This is a genomic window from Pantoea sp. X-Soil-YNGN-775 (assembly GCF_059730575.1).
In genome coordinates this window covers 4,019,697-4,040,394 of sequence record NZ_AP035945.1, presented here as the reverse complement: position 1 = coordinate 4,040,394, position 20,698 = coordinate 4,019,697, and the positions used below count along the sequence as shown (strand labels likewise).

Below are 20,698 nucleotides of genomic sequence, written 5' to 3'. Positions count from 1 at the left end.
TTATGGTGCGATCGCCCTGCGGGCTGGCATCGTTTGCGTCATTTCTGTCATTAACGGAATCGATGAATATGTCTGATAGACACGCTGCTGCAATCCCGGTATTCGATGGTCATAACGATGTGTTAAGCCGGCTGTGGCAGCACCATCTGGCGGACCCGGTTAACGCCTTTTTGCAGGGAACCGCCACCGGCCAGCTCGATTTTCCGCGTATCCGACAGGGAAAAATGGCGGGCGGTATTTTTGCTGTCTGGGTGCCTTCACATCCGGTTATTGCAAGAAGTGAGCCAGATCCCACTCATTTTCCTCAGGAAATTATTAACGCTGCTCGCGAAGCCACCTTTTCGATGCTGGCCCTGCTGCTACGCATTGAGGCCGCCTCCGACGGTCAGGTAAAAATCTGCCGATCGGTGCGCGAGATTCGTCATTGCATGGCCCACAACGTGCTGGCAGTGGTAATGCATATTGAAGGGGCCGAAGCACTGGACACCGGGGGCGAGCTGCTGGATATCCTCTACGCCAGCGGTCTGCGCTCGCTGGGGCCGCTGTGGAGCCGGAACAATCAGTTCGGCTACGGCGTCCCGTTCCGCTATCCCTCCTCTCCGGACCTTGGCGACGGCCTGACGGCAGCCGGTAAACAGCTGGTGCGCGACTGCAATCGCCGCCGCATTCTGGTTGACCTGTCGCACATGGATGAGCAGGGTTTCTGGCAGACCGCCAGCATCAGTGATGCGCCGCTGGTGGCCAGCCACTCCAACGCACATGCCCTGAGCGCGCAGTCGCGTAACCTCACCGATCGTCAACTGGCGGCGATTGCGGAAACCGGCGGTTTTGTCGGTGTGAACTTTGCCGTCCCTTTCCTGCGAGAAGATGGCGATCGTGATGCGCCCACCGGCGTTGACCAGATCGTGCGACAGGTGGAATACCTGCTGGAAAAAGTCGGTGAGGATGGCGTGGGGTTTGGCTCCGATCTCGACGGCGCCACCATGCCGGGCGATTTAGCAGATGTGGCGGGTTTTCCCCATCTGGTCAGCGCACTGGCGCAGCGTGGCTATTCAGAGACGTTGCTGAACAAAATCTGTTACGGCAACTGGTTACGCGTACTCGACGCTACCTGGGGCGGCTGACAATGCGGCTGCGCCACATCGAAGTATTTCAGGCAATTGTCCAGACCGGCTCCATCAGTGGTGCGGCGCGGCTGCTTAACGTGTCGCAGCCCAACGTCAGTCGGGTACTGAATCACGCCGAGCAGCAACTCGGGTTCGCGCTGTTTGAGCGGCGCGCGCAGGGAATGGTGATCACTGAAGAAGGGCGGCGCCTGTTGCCGGAGGTGGATGAGCTTTATCAACGCCTGCAGGCGATCACCCAGCTGGCTGAACAGTTGCGGCGCGGTGAAGGACAGCGGGTGAGGGTCGGTGCCGCCCATGCGTTTGGGCAGAGCGTGCTGGCACCGGCGCTGGTCGCGTTTCGCCAGCAGGCTGCGCGGGTCAATGTCGAACTGGTCACCGAACACTTCAGCACGCTGTGCAGTGCGATTCTCGATAACCAGCTTGATTTTGCGCTGGTATTTGGTCAGCAGGTCGATGCCGATCTGCTGGCTGAGCCGCTGTTTCAGTCGTCAATGGTGGCGCTGCTGCCGCGCGATACCGCGCTGCGCGGGCCGGTGACGCTGGAGTGGCTGTGCGGTAATAATCTGCTGATGATGCAGCAGCAGGACCCGCTGGGTCGGGTTCTGCACCGGGCACTGCGCGATCGGCAGCTGCATTCGGCACACTCCCTGTCGATCAAAACCTATTCGGTGATTGCCGATATGGTGCTGGCGGGCGGTGGCGTCGGGGTGGTCGATCTGTTTACCGCCTGCCGTTATGCCGATCAATTAACGCTGTTGCCGGTGGCCCAGCCGCTGCCGTTTGAAGTAATGCTGATCAGCCGTCGTGACCAGCCACAGTCGCAATCTACCCTGCATCTGAAGCAGGTCATCCGCAGCCAGCTGTGGGCGATTGCGCGTCAGTGTGAAGCGCAATTTGTCACACCGTTAATCTGATAACCCGCCTGCTGCGAAATCCCGTCCTACACTGAGTTATCCCCCCCGAAACAGGAGCAGCGGATGATCCAGAAGCATCGACGAAAACAGGCGGCCATAGTGGCAGGCGTTGGGTTAGGTGTGGCGGCCACACTGTGGGGCATGAAACGCTGGCAGCAGCTGAAACAGACGCCGCCGGTGTCGCCGCGCAGTCACCATGCCGGGCTGGCCGGTTATTATCAGCAGGTTGGCGACTGGCGGATGTTTACCCGCGTCACACCGAATGAAAATCAGGGGCTGCCGGTGGTGCTGGTGCACGGTCTGGTGATGTCCGGCCGGGCGATGGAACCGCTGGCGCTGGCATTAAGCCGTGATTATCACGTGCTGGTGCCCGACCTGCCGGGTTTCGGGGCCAGTGCGCTGCCAGCGTCGGCGCCGGTAATGTCGGTGGATCAACTGGCCGACGCGCTGTGGCTGTGGCTGCAGCACAACGGTTTCCAGCGCGCCATCTGGGTGGGCAACTCGTTTGGCTGCCAGATTCTGGCGGCGCTGGCGGTGAAATATCCGCAGGCGGTGGCGGGACTGGTGCTGCAGGGGCCGACGGTCGATCGTCACGCCCGCAGCCTGCCGCGTCAGATCTGGCGCGACTGGCGTAACGGCCGACTGGAAGCACGTCGTCCGCCGGGACCGCTGGCGCGCATTGATTACGCCAAAGCCGGTCTGCGGCGCGCCTTCGGCACTATGCGTGCCATGATGCGTGACCATATTGAGCATCGCCTGACGTACATTAGCGCGCCGACCCTGCTGCTGCGCGGCTCGCGTGACCCGGTCTGTCCCGCGCGCTGGCTGGATGAACTCGCCGCCCTGATGCCGCACAGCGAAACCCTCACGCTGCGCGACGGGACGCACACCCTGCATTATGTCTATCCGTGGAGTTTCTGTAGCGCCATCCGCCCGTTCCTGGCGCGTATCCAGCAGGAGGATCAGCATGAGTAAACCACCGAAAGGGATTGCCCGCTTCGACTCTGCCGCGGCGATGCTGCTGGCGCTGGCCAATGCGCTGCACGATCGGCCCTTCGCCAGCCCCAGTCAGTCACCGACGCTGGATCGTCTGCTGCCGTCGCTTAACCGCTTGCCGACCGGACTGCGCGAGTGGGGCTACGCGCTGGGCGGCATGGCGGAAGGCATCACGCTGCGTCAGGCCGGTGAGCTGGATGTAGAAGGGATCGCCGAATGGATGGTGAGTGAATACCCGCAGCAGGACTATCCGGCGGCCTTTATCGGCTCCTCGAACGGCGCGCTGATACATCTGGCGGCGGCGATGGGCGTGCCCTGGCTGCCCCAGACGTTTCTCTGCCCGGTGCGGGCCGCCAATAACGATCCGGATGATGCGCAGGCGAGCTTTGAGCAGGGCAAGGAGATTGCCGCCGCGCTGCTGGCGGCCTGGCCACGGCTGGCGGTGCATCACATGCAGGACCCGAATCAGGATCGGCTGATGCTCGATCAGATGCGTTACTTCCGGCTGAAACTGCGCGCGCTGCCGCTGGCGTTCAACGAATTCCTGATGGGCAGCCTGCCGGCCGGATCAACGCTGTTTATCAACCACTGCACCCGGCAGTGGCCGGTGACCCGCACCAGCGATCGCTCGTTCTTTCAGTTTGGCGCGCTCGGCGGCGCAACTGAAAAAGAGTACTTACAGGGGGGGCCGCGGGTGGCGGAATACCTGGCGCGCTACGGCATTGACCGCGAACGCTGGACGCCGCCTGCCATTACCGATCACGTGCCGGAAGCGGAATGGGGACTGGATGGTTATCTGATCTCGCCGCTGAAAAAACTGGCGCAGGCGCAGGGCCTGACGCTGATGGAGATTCGTTATGAAGATCCGGAAGCGCTGAGTTATGTGGTGGCGGAGATCTACCGCGACTGGTATCTGGCCGCCGGCATTTTACCGACCCGCCTGACGGTGGACAGTTTTCTGCTGATGGACCCGTGGTGCAGCATGCAGCAGCACGCCATTCCGTTCTGGCTGGTGTTCTGCACCGAGCCTTCCGCTGCGACACTGCAGCGTTTCCTTGAGAAACAGCCGCCGTTTCGCAACATCGACATGATGCTGTTTTCGCACGGCACCGACAGCATCGGGCTGGCGGAGATTGCGCGCTGGCAGGCGCTGCTGGGGTATGCCCGGGAGGAGGGGGCATTGATTGGCGTGGATGAGGAGCGCTTCCCGCGCGATTTCGCCACTTTCGCCCGCTTTGACTCAGCGTTACGGGAACGCGCGCCGCTGTTACCGCCGCCGCCGCCGCTGAGCGTGGAGAAGGTGATCACCGGCATCCAGCGTTATGGCGCGAAACACGGAGTGACCCTGACGGCGCTGACCTAACGCCTGCGCCGTCAGGCGGGATTACTCGCCGTCGGTGATCGGTTTGCGCACCAGCAGCAGGTAGGCCAGTGCGCCAACCAGCGTCACGCAGGCACAAATCATCAACGCCATGCTGAACGATTTGGTGGTGTCGAGCACCCAGCCGGTGATCACTGGCGCGAAGGAGGCGAAGATAAAGCTGGCGAAGTTCTGAATACTGCCGACCGACGCGGTCATGCGGGCCGTCACATTGGCGTGAATCAGGCCCCAGCATGAGGTGCCAGCGAAGTGAATGCAGAACAGCGCCATGCCAATCAGGGTAACGGCACTGGTGGTGTCGGTGGCGCGGGTCACTACGGCGGTAAAGCCGGCGGACAGCAGCATACCGCTGACGATGCAGACCTTGCGGGTTTTCACCGCGTTAAAGCCACGGCGCACCAGTGAATCGACCACATAGCCATTCAGCAACATCCCCGCCGCACCAAACAGGAACGGAATCGCCGCCAGCAGGCCGGTGCTTTTGAGATCCAGATGATAGGTCGACTGCAGATAACCCGGCAGCCAGGCGATATAGAGCCATGCGGTGTAGTTGATGCCGCTGAAGCCAATCATCATGCCCCACATGGTGCGCTGCTTAAACAGGCCGCGCCACTCTTTGAAGCTGATCGGTTCTTTACGCGAGGCAACGCTGCCCGCCTGCAGATAGTGGATCTCTTCCGCGCTCAGGGTGCTGTTGTTGCGGTCGCGATAGATCATGTACCAGCCGATAGCGAGAAACATCCCGAGGATACCGATGGTGACAAACATACCGCGCCAGCCCATCACCAGCATCATCGCTGCCAGAACCGGTGGCGCTACCGACAGGCCAATCATTGAAGCGGCATTAAACATCCCCATCGGCATGCCGCGATCTTTGATATTGAACCAGTCGTTGATCACTTTAACGCCGCACGGGTTCATCGGTGCTTCACCAATGCCGAGGCCGATACGCACCAGGATGAACTGGGTGAAGTTATGCACCAGACCCGATGCCGCCTGAAACAGCGACCAGATAAACATGCCGATGCCGAGCATAATGCGCGGCCCTTTACGGTCCAGCAGCGCACCGCACGGCAGCTGCGCCAGGCCGTAGGCCAGCGAGAAGGCGGAGAGCAGGAAGCCGATTTCGGTGGCGCTCAGGCCCATCTCCTCGCGGATGGTCATGTTAGCCACCGACAGCGAACTGCGGTCGAGGTAGTTGATAATGGCGGCGAACAGCAGCAACAGCATGGCTGTCACCTGAATTTTGCGGATACGCGGTGAGCGGACGATATCGCCGCGCATTGGAACGTAATCCTGGCCTGGCGCCGCTCCGCCGGACACGTTGTCGTGGCCGGTCACTGATGTCTTTTCCATTGCACACTCCCGAAGCTGGGTCGTTATCGTTATGGTGAAGAGGGGGTTCGCGCAGCGGCAAGTGGCCGCCATGACGTTGCAGTCGAGACTAAGAGCAAAGGAGAAGAGATGTTGCAAAGATGTTTCTGAATCGTGCGGGAGCTAATGCTTTGTGGTTTTTAATCGGTTTTTAATTGTACTGACTAATCGAGCGCACCATCGAGGTTTTGGCGGTCGCCAGATGGTTATGTAATGCACAAAGCGCATCGACATCCTGTCGGCCAATCAGCGCGGTCAGAATCGCCATATGCTCCTCCAGTGCCACAATATTTCGCTGCTTCAGATCGCTCTCATCCCACTGATAATGTGAGTGAAATATCACTGAGATAATCTCCAGCGACTGGTTGAAAAACGGATTATTGGCGGCGGATAAAATCAGTGAATGCATCTGCCGATCCAGGGCGGCAAAGTGGCGGTAGTTGCTGGCGATGGTGTCACGCATCGATCGGTGACGATCCAGCAGATCCCGCGCCTGGATCCAACGCTCATCGCTGGCCGGCAGATTTAAAAAACGGCTCAGCGCGTGGGTTTCCAGCATCTCCCGCAGCTCAAACAGTTTCTCCGCGTAGTCCTGGCTGAATTTCTTCATCCGCCACTGGCCGCGTTTGACCGTCTCCAGCAGATCGTACCGCATAAAGCGCAGCAGAAACTCCCGCACCACCACCGGACTGACTTTGACCTGCTGAGCCAGTTGCAGCTCGCTGAAGGTGTCGCCAGGCACCAGCTGGCGCTGATTAATCATATTAAAAAATACCTGCTCAAAGTGGCTGGCCTGCTGCTCAATCGGCGGCGTTAGCGCACTGAACCCGTCTTCTTCGCTCGGATCGCGCACGATCACCCAGGTTTGATCGACCTTTTCCAGCACGCCGCGCTGATGCAGATAGTGCAGGGTGTGACGCACCGTGGTGCGGCTGATATTGAACATCTCAGCCAGCGCCGCCTGCGGCGGCAGCGGCGACTGAATATGGCGCTGGGCGATACTTTCCAGCATCTGGTTAATCACGTTGTGACGTAAATTCTGGCTGCGGCTCATTCCGTCCTCCGGTTTTTTACGCATTAAAAACCATTCAAAGCCCAAAAAAATCGTTGTGCTTCACACTTCCCGCTACCGAATCCCGCGCCGCAGGCAGGATTCGCCATAACTGCGTGCAGGACAACCCGGAGAATCACCATGACAACAATGAAAGCACTGGTCATCGCCGAGCCACGTAAGATGGTATGGGCCACGCGCGAACAACCAACACCCGGCGCCGGTGAAGCGCTAATCAAAATCCTCACCGCCGGTATCTGTGGCACCGATATTCACGCCTGGTCCGGCAATCAGCCGTTCTTCAGCTATCCGCGGGTGCTGGGTCATGAACTCTGTGCTGAAGTGGTGGCGCTGGGCAGCGGTGCGAGCGGGGTTGAACCGGGCCAGCGCGTCGCGTTAATGCCTTACATCTCCTGCCTGCGCTGCGACGCCTGTCAGAGCGGCAAGACCAACTGCTGCGAGCAGATTTCGGTGATTGGCGTCCATCAGGATGGTGGTTTTTGTGACTACCTGAGCGTACCGGCCAGCACGCTGCTGGCGGTTGATGACGTCGCGCCGGAAGCCGCCGCGCTGATTGAGCCGTTCGCCATCAGCGCCCATGCGGTAAGACGTGCCACGATCGTGGCCGGTGAACAGGTATTGGTGGTCGGTGCGGGTCCGATTGGCCTCGGTGTGGCGGCGATTGCGGCCGCCAGTGGCGCGGAGGTGGTAGTGGCCGATACCAGCGCGTTCCGTCGCCAGCACGTGGCTGACCAGCTCGGTCTGGCGGCGCTTAATCCGGCGGACGAGGATTTTTACACTGCGCTACGCCAGCAGTTTGGCGGGCGTCTGGCGCTCAAAGTGATCGACGCCACCGGCAGCCCGGCGGCGATGAACAACGCGGTGAACCTGATGCGTCATGGTGGCACCATCGTTTATGTCGGGCTGCATAAAGGCGATCTGACGATTCCGGACAGCGAATTCCACAAAAAAGAGACCACCCTGATGGGCAGCCGCAACGCCACCCGCGAAGATTTTGATCGGGTACGTGAGTTAATGGCCAGCGGCGCATTGCGGGCTGAAATGATGCTTAATCACCATCTCGACTTTTCAACCCTGGCGGAGACCTTTGAGCCGCAGGTGATCAACAACCGCGAACTGATCAAAGGCGTGATTCACTTCGATCGCTGATCGCTTTGCAGCAGCGTCAGGGTCTGAAAGAAGTGTGACCGTACCGCCCCGGCGTCCACCGCCAGCGCGATGCGCTGAGACGGCAAGCCAGCAAACGGATCGTGACGCGAGGCCAGCGCGCTCAGCTTACGCACCGTCTGGCCGCAGGCGATGCCCTCGGTGATCACCCGCAGCGGGCTTTCCGTTAAGGTGAAGGCCTCCGGCAGGCTGAGCCACGCCAGCGCCAGCGTGTCGTGCAGCGCCATGCCGGCAAAGCCCTCTTTCGCCAGGCTATAGGCGAGATAGGGCCGGCAGATGGCGCTCAGAACCGGCTGGTTGAGCCGCTGAACCTCATCGCCGGTGATCAGCACCTGGTGGGTGACATCCAGCGGTATCACCACCACCTTCAGCGCTGACGTCAGCACCTGATCGGCGGCGTGCGGATCTTTCCAGATGTTGAATTCACTGAACGGCGTCACGTTGCCGCTATGGCCGCCGGTTCCGAATGCGCCGCCCATGATCACCAGCTCTTTAACCAGCGGAATAATGTCCGGTGCCTGATTAATGGCGCTGGCGATGTTGGTCAGCGGGCCAATCGCCACCAGAGTGATCTGCTGCGGATGGGCCCGCACGCTGTCGATAATGAACTGCACCGCACTGGGCGCTGCGTCGCTGAACGGGTTATCAAACGCATCGCCCAGCCCATCTTCGCCGTGCAGCGTGGCGGGCGCACTCATACGCTGCGCCAGCGGCCGGGAACAGCCGCGATAAACGTCCGCCTCAATCGCCATTTTCTGGCAGAACAGCCGGGCATTTTTCACCGCCTGGCCCACCGCCACGTTGCCAAAAACGGTGGTGATGCCCAGCAGCCGCTGGGTGTGTGCCGCGTAGGCCAGCGCAAACGCATCGTCGACGCCAATGTCAGTATCAATAATCAGGGTACGCATAGACTCTCCGGGTCGCTGCCTTCAACGCTCAGCATTACCCTGACCGCCGCGCCGTCGTCAAGGTTTTCAGCGGCAACCGCTGCGGTGGCCACTCAGTTGCCAGCCGGAGAGTCGCATCGTATTATCCTTCGCTTAAGGTGATGGCGTGCCACCTTCCCCAACCGCCGGCGGGCTTTACCCCGGCTGATGACGCCTGACACTCGGTGTATCCTTTCGCGGGAGCTGAGGTGTCAGGCGCGGTTTATCTCTGCCTCTCCCCTCAGCCCGGCGTGAAATCTGCAATCAGGAGCAAGACATGTTGAAACCGTTGTTCGCCGTCATGATTGGCGGCTCTGCTGGCTGTGTGCTGCGGTGGCTGTTCGCGGTACGTTTCAATGCTTTATTTCCCAACCTGCCGCCCGGCACGCTGCTGGTTAATCTGATCGGCGGGTTGATCATTGGCGCGGCGATGGCCTGGTTTGTCCGCCATCCGGAAATTGACCCGGCGTGGAAGCTACTGATCATCACCGGCCTGTGCGGCGGGCTGACCACCTTCTCCTCGTTTACGGCAGAATTAATGGTATTGCTACAATCAGGTAAGTACCTCTGGGCGATGGCCAGTGCGCTGGTGCATGTCATCGGCTCGCTGCTGATGGCGTTTGCCGGTTTCGCACTGATGACGCTGCTGGCCTGACGGACCGTGAATCGCGGCTTGCCATAACGCTTAAGAGGTAGATACTGTTTTAGCTGCGATGTTGCCCAGGCCGCAAGGTGTGCGGCGTTGCAGCTGATTATTCTTCACCGATTATTCCGGACGATTAAGGAGCAGAGAGATGAGTCGTAATCCAACATTCCTTAACCTGGTGTTGTTAAACGGTGAGCCCGAAGAGAAGCTACAGGCGGCGCATAATGCCGGTTTTGACCAGGTCGAAATCTGGCGTGAGGACGTGGAGGCCTGCGACGGCGGTGCCGCGGCGCTGGCCCGGATTGCCGCTCAGCAGGGACCCGGCTTTACCAATCTGCAGGTGCTGCGTGATTTCACCGGCGCGCCCAGCGCGCTGCGCGGGCAGAAGCGCGAAGAGCTGCGTCAGTTTATCCACATTGCCCAGGCGCTGGGGTGTGACACCATTCAGGCTCCGGCCAGTACCCGTGAGGATTGCCGCGCCGATCAGATTGATGATGACCTGCGCTGGATGGCGTCGGAAGCCGCGCGCTACAACATGCGCATCATGTATGAGCCGATGGCGTGGTGCAGCGTGGATAACACCCTGCCGCTGGCGTGGCAGCGATTACAGCGTCTCGATCAGCCCAACATCGGGCTGGTGGTCGATCTGTTCCATATCTGTGCGCTGGGCGGCGACGCTTCACAGCTGGATGGCATTCCTGCCGAGCGGATTTACGAGGTGCAACTGTGTGATATGGCTGCCGTTCCGCCGCAGGATAAGCAGAGTCTGATCGACATCGCGCGTCATCAGCGCCTGCTGCCCGGTGACGGCATTATCGACATCGGACGCTTTGTGGATAAGCTGAAAAGTGCCGGTTATCAGGGTCCGGTTGGCATTGAAGTGTTTAATGATACGCTGAAACGCCTGCCGCCTGAGGTGGCTGCCCGGCAGGCGTGGCAGGCGTTAACCCGCTACTGGTCGTCGTGATTAACCCGAGAGAGACTTAGTCCTGCAGGCATTGCCCGATAAACGCGGCGGCATGCAGAGCGCCCTGTGCTGAAATGGTGTGGCCGGTCGCTGGCTCAAACAGGGTTTCAACCGGCACTGCCGCCTGTTTCAGCCGCGCAGCCGCGGATTCGCTCTCCTGCCACGGGATCACCTCATCGGCATGGCCGTGGATCAGCATGGCCGGCAGATGAGGCTGCGGCGTCAGCTCGCCGTCAAACGCCAGACGCCCTGAAAATGCCACCACGCCCGCCAGCGGATAACGGCCGGATGCCAGCGCATCCAGCGCCATAATCGACCCCTGCGAAAAGCCCACCAGCACCACCTCGTGCCAGCGTTCGGCGAAGCCGTGCTGGCTGATAATGTTGCTGAGATTGGCGTCAAACGCTGCCCGCGCCGCCCGAACCCGCCCCGGACGGTTCTCTGGCGTAACACCGGCCAGGCTGAACCACTGATAGCCAAAACCGCCATCAAACGCTGCAGGCGCATCCGGCGATGCAAACACCACATCCGGTAATAAGGCCGCCCAGTGACGCCCAATCGGTGCCAGATCGTCGCCGTTACTGCCGACGCCATGCAGAAATATCACCAGTGCTTTTGCCATTGCTGTTCCTTAAAAAGGGGCTTTATAAACCGTACTCGCTTAGATCCGGGCCTGCCGGAACAATTCCGTTCGGGTTCAGCGCCGTAATCGAGTAATAACCCTGTTTGATGTGTTCAATGTTGACGGTCTCACGGATGCCGGAGACTGACAGCATGCTTTTCAGATAGCGATTGAGCAACGGGTAGTCGCGCACCCGGCGCAGATTGCATTTGAACAGGCCATGGTAGGCCACGTCAAAGCGAATCAGGGTGACGAACAGCCGGATATCGCTTTCGGTCAGGCGTTCACCGAGCAGAAAGGTGCGGCCATCACTGAGCATCAACTCCAGTTCGTCGAGCTGGCTGAACACCTCACTGAACGCCTGCTGGTAGCTGATCGCGGTGGTGGCGAAGCCGGCGCGGTAGACGCCATTGTTGAGCCGGGGATAGAGGCTGGCATTAAGGGCATCGATTTGCTCACGCAGCGCAGCGGGATAGAGATCGAGACGGTTGTCCGCCAGATCGCCGAAGCCGCTGTTAAACATCCGCACGATGTCAGCCGACTCGTTATTCACGATGGTGGCGGTTTTCTTGTCCCACAGCACCGGAACGGTGGCCCGGCCGGTAAAATCGGGCGCGGCGCGGGTGTAAATCTGATGCAGATAGTGCGCCCCGTCCAGCAGATCGCGGTCAGCAGCGGTTGCCTCACCGAAACGCCAGCCCTGCGCGCCGAGCTGCGGCTCGACCACCGTCACGCTAATCAGCGATTCCAGTCCTTTGAGTTTACGGGCGATCAGCGCGCGCGAGGCCCACGGACAGATCAGCGCCACATAGAGATGATAGCGGTCCGGTTCCGCAGCAAATTCCGTTGAACCGTCGTGGCTGATCCAGTGCCGGAAACCGGCATCCTGACGGACAAAACCGCCTTGTTTATCGGTAGCCTGCACCGGATGCCAGTCACCACTCCATTTCCCCGCTACTAACATGATGCCACTCCTCTGTTGATCTGAGCAGTAGCTTAACTGATGACAGAATGCGTGATAATCCAGCCAAAAAGACAATCATTTATTCCATTATGGACGGAATCAATCTGGCGGAACCTGGCTGAAATGGGTGGCGAGAAAGTCAATCAGCAGGCGCGCCCGGTGCGCCAGATGGCGGGCTGGCGGATAGACAGCAAACAGGCCGAGCGGCGGAATATCAAAGTTCTCCAGCAATCGGACGATCTCACCGCGCCGCAGCGCGGGCGCGGCGATGAACCCCGGCAGTCGCGCAATGCCCAGCCCGGCAATCGCCGCCTGCAAACAGGCTTCGGTATTGGCGAAGCGCAGGCGGCCCTGAATCGGGATGCTGACCATCTCGCCGCTGCCATCGGCAAACGGCCAGTGCAGCGGATCGCGAAAGTTGGTGTCGATAATGCACTGATGCTGGCGGATATCCTGCCAGTGCTGCGGTTTACCGAACTGCTCAAGATAGACCGGTGACGCGGCGATGCGCACATGGACCTCGCCCAGCTTACGCGCCACCAGGCTGCTGTCGCTTAAGTTGCCGATGCGAATCGCCAGATCAAATCCCTCATCGACGATGTTCACCGCACGATCGGAAAAGCTGACGTCGAGTTCAATCAGCGGATAGCGCCGGGCGAACGCCACCAGCACCGGCGACAACACGGCGGTGCCGAAAGAGCCGGGTGCGCTGATCTTCAGCCGGCCGGTGGGCGTATTGGCGCTTTCGCGCACGCTGGCATCCAGTGCATCAAAGGCATCCAGCAGGTTTTTTACCCGCTCGTAATAGCTGCGCCCGACGTCGGTTGGCGACAGGGCGCGGGTGCTGCGTTTAAAAAGCTGAACCCCAAGCTGTTGTTCCAGCTTCGATACCCGCTTGGAGGCCTGGCTGCTGCTGGTGCCCAGCCGTAACGCCGCCGCCGAAAAACTGCCGGTTTCCAGCACCGTGACAAACATCCGGTCACACTCGAGTCGATCCATGGCGATTCCAGTCAGGAGGCAAAATCGCAGTATAGGGCGTGCGGGCAGGCTGTGCAGCCTTCACATTGCGTGCCTTCACCCTTTCGCTGGCGCAGAAAACCTGCTTGACTGATCGTTCGCCCGTTGCTGTCTGGAGTTTTTCATGTCGCTGTTTCACCTGACTTCGCTGGCGGAGATCGCCGCCGCCGAGTGGGATGCGCTGTTGCCTGACGATCAGCCTTTTTTGCGCCACGCTTTTTTGCTTACCCTGGAACAGAGCGGCAGCGTGCGGCCCGAATCGGGCTGGCAGCCGGATCATCTGCTGTGGCGTGACGGCGGCATCACCCGTGCCGCGCTGCCGGGCTACCGTAAACGCAATTCGTGGGGCGAGTATGTGTTCGATCACGCCTGGGCAGATGCCAGCCAGCGGGCCGGCATCCGCTATTACCCTAAATGGCTGGGAGCTATTCCCTTCAGCCCGGTCAGCGGGGCGCGCCTGCTGGGCGACAGCGTGGCTGCGGCGCAGTTGCTGGCGGCGTTACCGGAGAGGTTATTACAGCAGGGGTTAAGCGGGGCGCACATTAACTTTACCGATGCGCAGGCCAACCTGCTGCTGGCCGAACAGCCTGACTGGCTGGCGCGGCTCGGTTGTCAGTACCACTGGCACAACCGCGGCTACCGTGATTTCCAGGATTTCCTCGACACGCTGATGTCGCGTAAGCGCAAACAGCTGCGCAAAGAGCGTGAGCAGGTGATGCAAAGCGGTTTTGTGTTCGAGCGCTACCGTGGCGATCGGCTGCGCGAAGATCAGTGGGATTTTGTCTACACCTGCTACGCCAACACCTACGCGGTGCGCGGTCAGCAGCCCTATCTGACGCGGGATTTCTTCAGCCTGCTGGCGGAACGGATGCCGGACAACATCATGGTGGTGATTGCACGCCTGCAGCAGCAACCGGCGGCGATGGCGTTCTACCTGCGGGATGAGAAGGCGTTATACGGTCGCTACTGGGGCTGCCTGGCGGAGTTCGATCGGCTGCACTTCGAAACCTGTTTTTATCAGGGAATGGATTTTGCGATTGAGCAGGGCCTGACGCGGTTTGATGCCGGTGCGCAGGGCGAACATAAGCTGGTACGCGGCTTTGAGCCGCAGATTACCCACTCCTGGCACTATCTGCTGCATCCCGGCTTACGCGATGCGGTGGCGGATTTTCTGCAGCAGGAGCGGGAAGGCGTGCGCGGCTGGGCCGAAGAAGCACGCGACGCCTTGCCTTACCGACGCGGCGATTAATCGACGCCGACAAAACCGCCGGTCTGATGCTGCCACAGGCGCGCATACAAGCCATTGTGCGCCAGCAGTTCAGCGTGGCTGCCGGTCTCGACAATCCCGCCTTTATCCAGCACCACCAGCCGGTCCATTTTCGCGATGGTCGACAGACGGTGCGCAATGGCGATGACGGTTTTGCCCTGCATCAGCGACTCCAGGCTCTCCTGAATCGCCGCTTCCACTTCTGAGTCCAGCGCTGACGTCGCCTCATCCATGATCAGGATCGGCGCATCCTTCAGCAGCACGCGGGCAATCGCCACCCGTTGACGCTGACCGCCCGACAGCTTCACGCCGCGTTCCCCGACGTGCGCATCGAGCCCGGTACGTCCCTGCGGATCGGAGAGTAGCGGAATGAACTCGTCAGCGCGGGCGCGGCGAATCGCCAGCTGCAACTCCGCTTCACTGGCATCGGGACGCCCGTAAAGCAGATTTTCACGTATCGAACGGTGCAGCAGCGAGGTGTCCTGAGTGATCATGCCGATCTGACTGCGCAGACTCTCCTGAGTCACCGTGGCGATATCCTGATCGTCAATCACAATCCGGCCACCGTTCAGGTCATACAGCCGCAGCAGCAGATTAACCAGCGTCGATTTACCGGCGCCGGACGGGCCGATCAGGCCAATCTTCTCGCCGGGTTTGATATCGAGGTTGAGCTGGTTAATCACCTGACGTCCGCCGCCGTAGTCAAAGCGCACATTTTCATAGCGGATCTGGCCACGCGTCACCTTCAGCTGCTTCGCGCCGGGTGCATCCTGCACGCTGAGCGGCTGAGAAATGGTGTTCAGGCCATCCTGAACCATGCCGATGTTTTCGAAAATGCCGTTCACCACCCACATGATCCAGCCAGACATGTTCACCAGACGGATCACCAGACCGGTGGCCAGCGCAATCGCCCCGACGCTAATCAGCGACTGGCTCCACAGCCACAGTGCCAGTCCGGAGGTCGAGACAATCAGCAGGCCGTTCAGCGCCGACAGCGTCAGATCCATGCTGGTGACCATGCGGCTGGCGTGCTGGGTTTTGTCGGTCTGCTCCTGAATCGCTTCGCGTGCGTATCGGCGCTCCAGATCGCTATGGGCAAACAGTTTGATGGTGGTGATATTGGTGTAGCCGTCGACGATGGTTCCCATCAGCTTAGAGCGCGCTTCTGATGAAACCACCGAGCGCGCCTTAACGCGCGGCACAAAGAAACGCAGCGAGGCGCTGTAGGCCAGAATCCACAGCACCAGCGGGATCATCAGTCGCCAGTCCGCTTCGGCAAACAGCACCAGCGAGGTGACCGAGTAGATCAGCACGTGCCAGATGGCGTCGACCAGCTGCACTGATGAATCCCGCAGCGAACTGCCGGTCTGCATAATGCGCTGTGCGATACGGCCGGCAAAATCGTTCTGAAAGAAGTTCAGGCTCTGACGCAGCACGTAGTTGTGATGCTGCCAGCGGATCATGCTGGTCATGCTCGGGCTGATGCTCTGGTGCACCAGCATGTCGTGCAGGGCGATGAAAATCGGTCGCAGGATCAGCGCCACCGCGCCCATCCACAGCAGCAGCGGCCAGTTGTCGCTGAACAGGGTGGCGGGCGTCGAATGATTCACCAGGTCGATAATGCGGCTCAGATAGCTGAACAGCGCCACTTCGATTAGCGCTGACGCCAGCCCGACCAGCAGCAGGGCAGCAAAACTCGGCCAGACCTGACGCAGATAGTAGGCGTAAAAGGACCAGACCGTAGCAGGGGGTGAATCGCTGGGTGCGTCATGAAAAATATTGATAAAACGTTCAAAACGGCGATACAACATAGCAGTACTCTTTCCGTCCGATGAAGAGGTACAGCTTAGTGCATCACACCCGTTCGGCTAACAGGAGAAAATATGGAAATTACCATCCGGGGACGAGAGCCTCACGATGCCGCCGCCTATCAGCGGCTCTACAGTCATCCTGATGTCTACCCCTGGACGCTACAGCTGCCGTTTCCCAGCGTCGCGACCTGGGAGAAGAAGTTCCTGAAAATGGATGCTGAAGGTTATATCGCGTTTGTGGCGGAAATCGACGGAGAAATGGCCGGTGAACTGACGCTGTTTGTCGACAATAAACCGCGCACCCGCCACAGCATCAGTTTTGGGCTGGGCGTGGATCCGGCTTTCAGCGGCCGCGGCGTAGGCGAACGGCTGATCCGCACCGCGCTCGACTATTCGCGTAACTGGCTCGGCATCAGCCGCATGCAGCTGGAGGTGTTCCACGACAACGAACGGGCGCTGCGGCTCTATCATCGTCTGGGGTTTGAGCGCGAAGGGGTGCTGCGTCAGGCGGCGCTGCGTGACGGTAAGCTGCATGATGTGGTGGTGATGGCGAAACTACTGCATCAGGCGTGACAGACCAGATGAGCAGGCACGGCATCGCTGCCGCGCCTGCCAGCCTTACGGATTTTTATCCTGATAATGCTGCCTGTTTTGCGGTGTTACCAGCTCAAACGGGATCCACTGGTGGGAATCGACCTTTTCGCCTTTGATCATCTGCTGCGCCACCTCTACCGATTTTTTGCCCTGACCCACGGCGTCCTGGAACACCGTCACCGCCAATTTGCCACTCGCCAGCGCTTTCAGGCCATCCGGCGTGGCATCAATGCCGCCGACCAGAATAGTTTTTTTCGGTTTCGCCTGGGCGATCGCCATGGTGGCACCAATCGCCATTTCATCGTTGTTGGCGGCAACAATATCGATATCTTCCCCGTTCGACAGCCAGTTGAGCATCAGGTCCATGCCCTCATTGCGGGCGTAGTTGGCGGTCTGCTTCAGTACCACTTTCATGTTGGGATATTTCGCCACCACCTGCTCCACATCCCGCGTCCGTTGCAGCGCACCGGCGTCAGTCAGGTTACCGATCATGATGGCGACGTTGCCGCGATAGTTGGCCTGCTTTGCCAGCGCCTCCATCTGCAGCGTGCCGGATTCACGCTCATCTGAACCGACGAACACTACGCCAGGCGGCAGGGTTTTATCGCCCGGCGTGCGGTTAACATAGACCAGCGGGATGTGGGCCTGCTGCGCCAGGCGGGTCAGGGCGGGCGTACTGGCCGAGTCCACCGGATCGACAATGATGGCATCCATCCCGGCGCTGATAAAACTCTGCACCTGATCGGTCTGACGGCCGACATCGCCGCGCGCATCTTCGAACTGCGCATCCAGCTTGCGCGCTTTGGCTTCCTTATCGATCGCCTGACGGATAATGGTCAGGAAGTTCTGATCGAAATAGGCCATTGAGACGCCAATTTTCTCTGCCAGCGCCGGGGTGGAGAGCGACAGCAGACACAGCATTGCCCATGCACTTTTTTTCATTGCAGACTCCCAGGGGTGAAAGGTTGGAATTTATTTTTCATTTATTTTGAAAATGGATAAATGCGATCATTTGCAGCCTACGAAGGGCGGCGGAGTTTGACAATCGGGCGTTTTCACACTTGCAGGCGAGACCACATTTTGCGGAAAAATAGCGCCGCTATAGCTGTCGCCTGGCGCTAATACTTCGATCCTGCGCACATTCTTCTGCACAGCGCGGCGGCTTTTTCTGCTTTTGTGCAGCGCCGCACTGCGGTTTGTGGCGGTTGCCAGAATTAAGCTAAATCAGCGTAAGCAATCTCAACATTCGCACAATGACCAATGGTTAGCCTCCTATCTATATTTCCTCAACAGGGGAATCTCAGCGGTATTCCTGAAAAAAACCTCGCGGCATAACTGGCCGCTTTTTAAGGAATTCACCTCATGGTTAAAGACAAAATGACCACCCGCACTACCCATGTCCGCATCTGGATCCTGTGTCTGATCCTGCTGCTTTCGGTAGTGGCGTATGCCGATCGGTCGATCCTGTCGATCTCCGGATCGGCCATTAAAGAGGAGTTTGGGCTGTCGGCGATCCAGCTCGGCCTGATCCTCTCCGCGTTCAGCTGGGCCTACGTGATTGGGCAGATCCCGGGTGGGCTGTTTCTCGATCGCTTTGGTGCCAAAAAGGTCTATGGCGTGACGCTGGCGCTCTGGTCAATCTCGACGCTGGCGATGGGCTTTGTCGGCGAGTTCTCCAGCGGCCTGACCGGTGCACTGATGCTGATGTTCGGCCTGCGTTTTCTGCTGGGACTGATTGAGGCCCCGAGCTTTCCGGCCAATGCACGGGTGGTCATTATGTGGTTCCCCGGCGCAGAGCGGGGTCGCGCCTCGTCGCTGTTCAGCTCGTCGCAATATTTCGCCGTCGCCATCTTCTCGCCGCTGTCGGGCTGGCTGGTCTCGCGCTTCGGCTGGGAGTGGCCGTTCTTCGTGCTGGGCGGTATCGGCGTGCTGGCGGTGTTTGTCTGGGCCGCCTATATGCGCGAGCCGCGCAACCATCCCGGCGTATCGGAAACCGAACTGCAGCACATTATTAACGGCGGCGGGCTGGTGGATATCGACGCCGAACAGACCCTCCGGGCGCGTCCACCGGTCAGTAAAGCGATGTTCAAAAAGCTGCTGACCAACCGCATGCTGTGGTGCGCCTACCTCGGTCAGTACTGCATTATCGCGCTGAGCTACTTCTTTATTACCTGGTTTCCGATCTATCTGGTGCAGGCGCGGGGCATGGACATCATGGAGGCGGGTTTCGCCACTATTGCGCCGGCGGTGTTCGGTTTCCTCGGCGGCATCAGCGGCGGCTATATCTCGGACAAACTGATCGCCCGCGGCTGGAGCGTCTCCTGGGCGCGCAAAACGCCTTATATCGTCGGCATGCTGATGGCGGCCAGCCTGGTACTGGCGGCGATAATCCCCAGCAACGTCGGCATTATCGCCGTGATGTCGTTTGCCTTTTTTGGCAAAGGGGTGGCGGCGGGGGCCGGTACCTGGACGGTTATCAGCGACACCGCACCGAAAGAAGCGGTTGGCCTGGCGGGCTCAATCTTTAACGGCATCGGCAATATCGCCGGTTTCACCACGCCGCTGCTGTTCGGCATCATCGTCGGCCTGACCGGAAGCTACGGCATCGGGCTGGCATTCGTTGCCGCTCACTGTGTGGTCGCGGCACTGCTGTTCCTGCTGGTAATGGGTCCGATCGAACGGGTCGGCGAGCAGAGTGAACGTCCGGCATCGTATGAAAAACAGGGGAAAGAAGATGGCATTGAAGCAATGTAATGTACTGATTAAGGGAAAGTTTCTGCCACCGCAGCTGATAGAGAAGATCGAAAACACTTTTACCGCCTTTCGGCTGTGGGAAGCGGAAGACGAAGCGGCGTTTCTGGCGGAAATGGGGGGCAAAATCGACCTGCTGGTCACCAGCGGCAATGCGGTGATGGGCGCATCGGCCGCGCTGATTGCGGCGCTGCCCAACCTCAGGGCGATCTGCAGTAACGGGGTTGGCTATGACAGTATTGATATTGAGGCGGCCCGGGCGCGCAACATTGCGGTGACCAATACGCCGGAGGTACTCAATGAGTGCGTCGCGGACCTCGGTATGGCGCTGCTGCTGGATGTGGCGCGGCGCATCAGTGAAGCGGACCGCTTCACCCGCGCCGGCCACTGGCAGCAGGGACGTTTTCCGCTCAGTCGTAAAGTGAGTGGCAAGGTGTGCGGCATCGTCGGGCTGGGCAATATTGGCCAGGCGGTGGCGAAGCGGGCGCAGGCGTTTGATATGGCGATTCACTACTACAACCCGCGTTCACGTCCGGATGTGCCCTATACCCGTCACGACAGCCTCGTCTCGCTGGCACAGCAGGCTGATTTTCTGGTGCTGACCCTGCCCGGCGGGGCGGCCACCCGGCAGATCATCAACGCTGAGGTACTGCAGGCGCTGGGACCGCAGGGTTATCTGATTAACATTGCGCGCGGCAGCGTGGTCGATCAGCAGGCGCTGATTGCGGCGCTGGAAAGCGGCCAGATCGCCGGGGCCGGGCTGGATGTGTTCGAGCAGGAGCCGCAGGTGCCGGCGGCGCTGCGTCAGTGCGACAAGGTCGTGATCACCCCGCACATCGCCAGCAACACCAGCGAAACCATGGCGGCGATGGCCGATCTGGTGTTTGAAAACATGCTGGCGTTCGCCGCTGGCAAACCGTTGCTGACTCCGGTCACCTAGCGCTGTTCGCCTCACGGTCGATGCCGCAACCGGCATCGCCGTGGTGGCCGTATTAACCGGTGAACCAGCCGGTTGCCCCGAACAATCCTGCCTCCTCCGACCACACACTCCGCACAAAACGGCCTGAAGAAATTTTGCGCAGCTGCCGATATCACCTTACCA

19 protein-coding genes and 1 riboswitch are annotated in these 20,698 nt (G+C 59.9%); of the genes, 11 read left to right on the top strand and 8 right to left on the bottom strand.

The genetic code is table 11. From position 1 onward, the window contains the following. The first annotated feature begins 62 nt into the window (after nucleotides 1-62). The 4 genes from AC6I8I_RS19000 to AC6I8I_RS18985 all read left to right on the top strand — a co-directional run bounded on the left by AC6I8I_RS19000 (nucleotide 63) and on the right by AC6I8I_RS18985 (nucleotide 4,400). Entirely contained in the window at nucleotides 63-1,124 is a 1,062-nt protein-coding gene (locus tag AC6I8I_RS19000) for a dipeptidase (RefSeq protein ID WP_409519777.1), read from the top strand. 2 nt (nucleotides 1,125-1,126) lie between these two features. Further along, nucleotides 1,127-2,041 carry a LysR family transcriptional regulator gene (locus AC6I8I_RS18995; protein WP_312054173.1) on the top strand — a complete coding sequence of 305 codons (915 nt, stop codon included), beginning with the start codon at nucleotides 1,127-1,129 and terminating at the stop codon, nucleotides 2,039-2,041. A gap of 63 nt (nucleotides 2,042-2,104) precedes the next feature. Then, nucleotides 2,105-3,016: an alpha/beta fold hydrolase gene (locus AC6I8I_RS18990; RefSeq protein WP_312054175.1), complete on the top strand. Its 912-nt coding sequence runs from the start codon at nucleotides 2,105-2,107 to the stop codon at nucleotides 3,014-3,016. After that, complete coding sequence (locus AC6I8I_RS18985) at nucleotides 3,009-4,400, top strand: hypothetical protein (protein ID WP_312054177.1); 1,392 nt, start codon at nucleotides 3,009-3,011, stop codon at nucleotides 4,398-4,400. The genes AC6I8I_RS18990 and AC6I8I_RS18985 overlap by 8 nt, the downstream gene beginning before the upstream one ends. A 21-nt stretch (nucleotides 4,401-4,421) precedes the next feature. Here the strand turns inward: AC6I8I_RS18985 and AC6I8I_RS18980 are convergent, their stop codons facing one another. Both AC6I8I_RS18980 and AC6I8I_RS18975 read right to left on the bottom strand, forming a co-directional pair. Then, nucleotides 4,422-5,774 (bottom strand): MFS transporter, encoded by a 1,353-nt coding sequence (locus tag AC6I8I_RS18980; protein ID WP_312054179.1) that lies wholly within the window; start codon nucleotides 5,772-5,774, stop codon nucleotides 4,422-4,424. Nucleotides 5,775-5,943: 169 nt separating this feature from the next. Continuing rightward, nucleotides 5,944-6,846, bottom strand: a complete 903-nt coding sequence (locus tag AC6I8I_RS18975) for a GntR family transcriptional regulator (protein ID WP_497820594.1) — start codon at nucleotides 6,844-6,846, stop codon at nucleotides 5,944-5,946. A gap of 138 nt (nucleotides 6,847-6,984) precedes the next feature. On the opposite strand from AC6I8I_RS18975, the gene AC6I8I_RS18970 reads away from it, so the two are divergent. Then, the gene (locus AC6I8I_RS18970; protein ID WP_497820593.1) at nucleotides 6,985-8,013 is read left to right on the top strand and encodes a zinc-binding alcohol dehydrogenase family protein; all 1,029 of its coding nucleotides are present in this window, start codon (nucleotides 6,985-6,987) and stop codon (nucleotides 8,011-8,013) included. Here AC6I8I_RS18970 and AC6I8I_RS18965 read toward each other — a convergent pair. Further along, complete coding sequence (locus AC6I8I_RS18965) at nucleotides 7,998-8,939, bottom strand: nucleoside hydrolase (protein WP_497828191.1); 942 nt, start codon at nucleotides 8,937-8,939, stop codon at nucleotides 7,998-8,000. The two genes, AC6I8I_RS18970 and AC6I8I_RS18965, sit on opposite strands and share 16 nt — an antisense overlap. Before the next feature lie 127 nt (nucleotides 8,940-9,066). After that, nucleotides 9,067-9,142: riboswitch (Fluoride riboswitch) on the top strand. A 92-nt stretch (nucleotides 9,143-9,234) separates the two neighbouring features. On the opposite strand from AC6I8I_RS18965, the gene crcB reads away from it, so the two are divergent. Both crcB and AC6I8I_RS18955 read left to right on the top strand, forming a co-directional pair. After that, nucleotides 9,235-9,612 carry a fluoride efflux transporter CrcB gene (crcB, locus tag AC6I8I_RS18960; RefSeq protein WP_031377156.1) on the top strand — a complete coding sequence of 126 codons (378 nt, stop codon included), beginning with the start codon at nucleotides 9,235-9,237 and terminating at the stop codon, nucleotides 9,610-9,612. A 139-nt stretch (nucleotides 9,613-9,751) separates the two neighbouring features. Beyond that, entirely contained in the window at nucleotides 9,752-10,570 is an 819-nt protein-coding gene (locus AC6I8I_RS18955) for a sugar phosphate isomerase/epimerase family protein (RefSeq protein WP_497820591.1), read from the top strand. Between the two features lie 16 nt (nucleotides 10,571-10,586). Here AC6I8I_RS18955 and AC6I8I_RS18950 read toward each other — a convergent pair whose 3' ends face one another. From AC6I8I_RS18950 to AC6I8I_RS18940, 3 genes are all read right to left on the bottom strand, one after another. After that, nucleotides 10,587-11,192: an alpha/beta hydrolase gene (locus AC6I8I_RS18950; protein ID WP_497828190.1), complete on the bottom strand. Its 606-nt coding sequence runs from the start codon at nucleotides 11,190-11,192 to the stop codon at nucleotides 10,587-10,589. A 22-nt stretch (nucleotides 11,193-11,214) separates the two neighbouring features. Beyond that, entirely contained in the window at nucleotides 11,215-12,156 is a 942-nt protein-coding gene (locus tag AC6I8I_RS18945) for a glutathione S-transferase family protein (RefSeq protein ID WP_497828189.1), read from the bottom strand. 99 nt (nucleotides 12,157-12,255) lie between these two features. Beyond that, entirely contained in the window at nucleotides 12,256-13,155 is a 900-nt protein-coding gene (locus AC6I8I_RS18940) for a LysR family transcriptional regulator (RefSeq protein ID WP_497828188.1), read from the bottom strand. A 142-nt stretch (nucleotides 13,156-13,297) separates the two neighbouring features. Here AC6I8I_RS18940 and AC6I8I_RS18935 point away from each other — a divergent pair, with 142 nt between their 5' ends. Further along, nucleotides 13,298-14,422: a GNAT family N-acetyltransferase gene (locus tag AC6I8I_RS18935; RefSeq protein WP_497828187.1), complete on the top strand. Its 1,125-nt coding sequence runs from the start codon at nucleotides 13,298-13,300 to the stop codon at nucleotides 14,420-14,422. Here AC6I8I_RS18935 and AC6I8I_RS18930 read toward each other — a convergent pair. After that, nucleotides 14,419-16,251 carry an ABC transporter ATP-binding protein gene (locus AC6I8I_RS18930; protein ID WP_497828186.1) on the bottom strand — a complete coding sequence of 611 codons (1,833 nt, stop codon included), beginning with the start codon at nucleotides 16,249-16,251 and terminating at the stop codon, nucleotides 14,419-14,421. The genes AC6I8I_RS18935 and AC6I8I_RS18930 overlap by 4 nt on opposite strands. A 72-nt stretch (nucleotides 16,252-16,323) precedes the next feature. Between AC6I8I_RS18930 and AC6I8I_RS18925 the strand changes: the two genes are divergently transcribed. Beyond that, nucleotides 16,324-16,824: a GNAT family N-acetyltransferase gene (locus AC6I8I_RS18925; RefSeq protein ID WP_312054192.1), complete on the top strand. Its 501-nt coding sequence runs from the start codon at nucleotides 16,324-16,326 to the stop codon at nucleotides 16,822-16,824. Nucleotides 16,825-16,869: 45 nt separating this feature from the next. Here AC6I8I_RS18925 and AC6I8I_RS18920 read toward each other — a convergent pair whose 3' ends face one another. Continuing rightward, nucleotides 16,870-17,787, bottom strand: coding sequence for a sugar ABC transporter substrate-binding protein (locus tag AC6I8I_RS18920; RefSeq protein ID WP_497828185.1), 918 nt, complete (start codon nucleotides 17,785-17,787; stop codon nucleotides 16,870-16,872). Between the two features lie 420 nt (nucleotides 17,788-18,207). On the opposite strand from AC6I8I_RS18920, the gene AC6I8I_RS18915 reads away from it, so the two are divergent. Both AC6I8I_RS18915 and AC6I8I_RS18910 read left to right on the top strand, forming a co-directional pair. Continuing rightward, the gene (locus tag AC6I8I_RS18915; RefSeq protein ID WP_497828184.1) at nucleotides 18,208-19,599 is read left to right on the top strand and encodes an MFS transporter; all 1,392 of its coding nucleotides are present in this window, start codon (nucleotides 18,208-18,210) and stop codon (nucleotides 19,597-19,599) included. Further along, nucleotides 19,580-20,536, top strand: a complete 957-nt coding sequence (locus AC6I8I_RS18910) for a 2-hydroxyacid dehydrogenase (protein ID WP_312054197.1) — start codon at nucleotides 19,580-19,582, stop codon at nucleotides 20,534-20,536. Before AC6I8I_RS18915 ends, AC6I8I_RS18910 begins: the two co-directional genes overlap by 20 nt. Nucleotides 20,537-20,698: the final 162 nt, after the last annotated feature.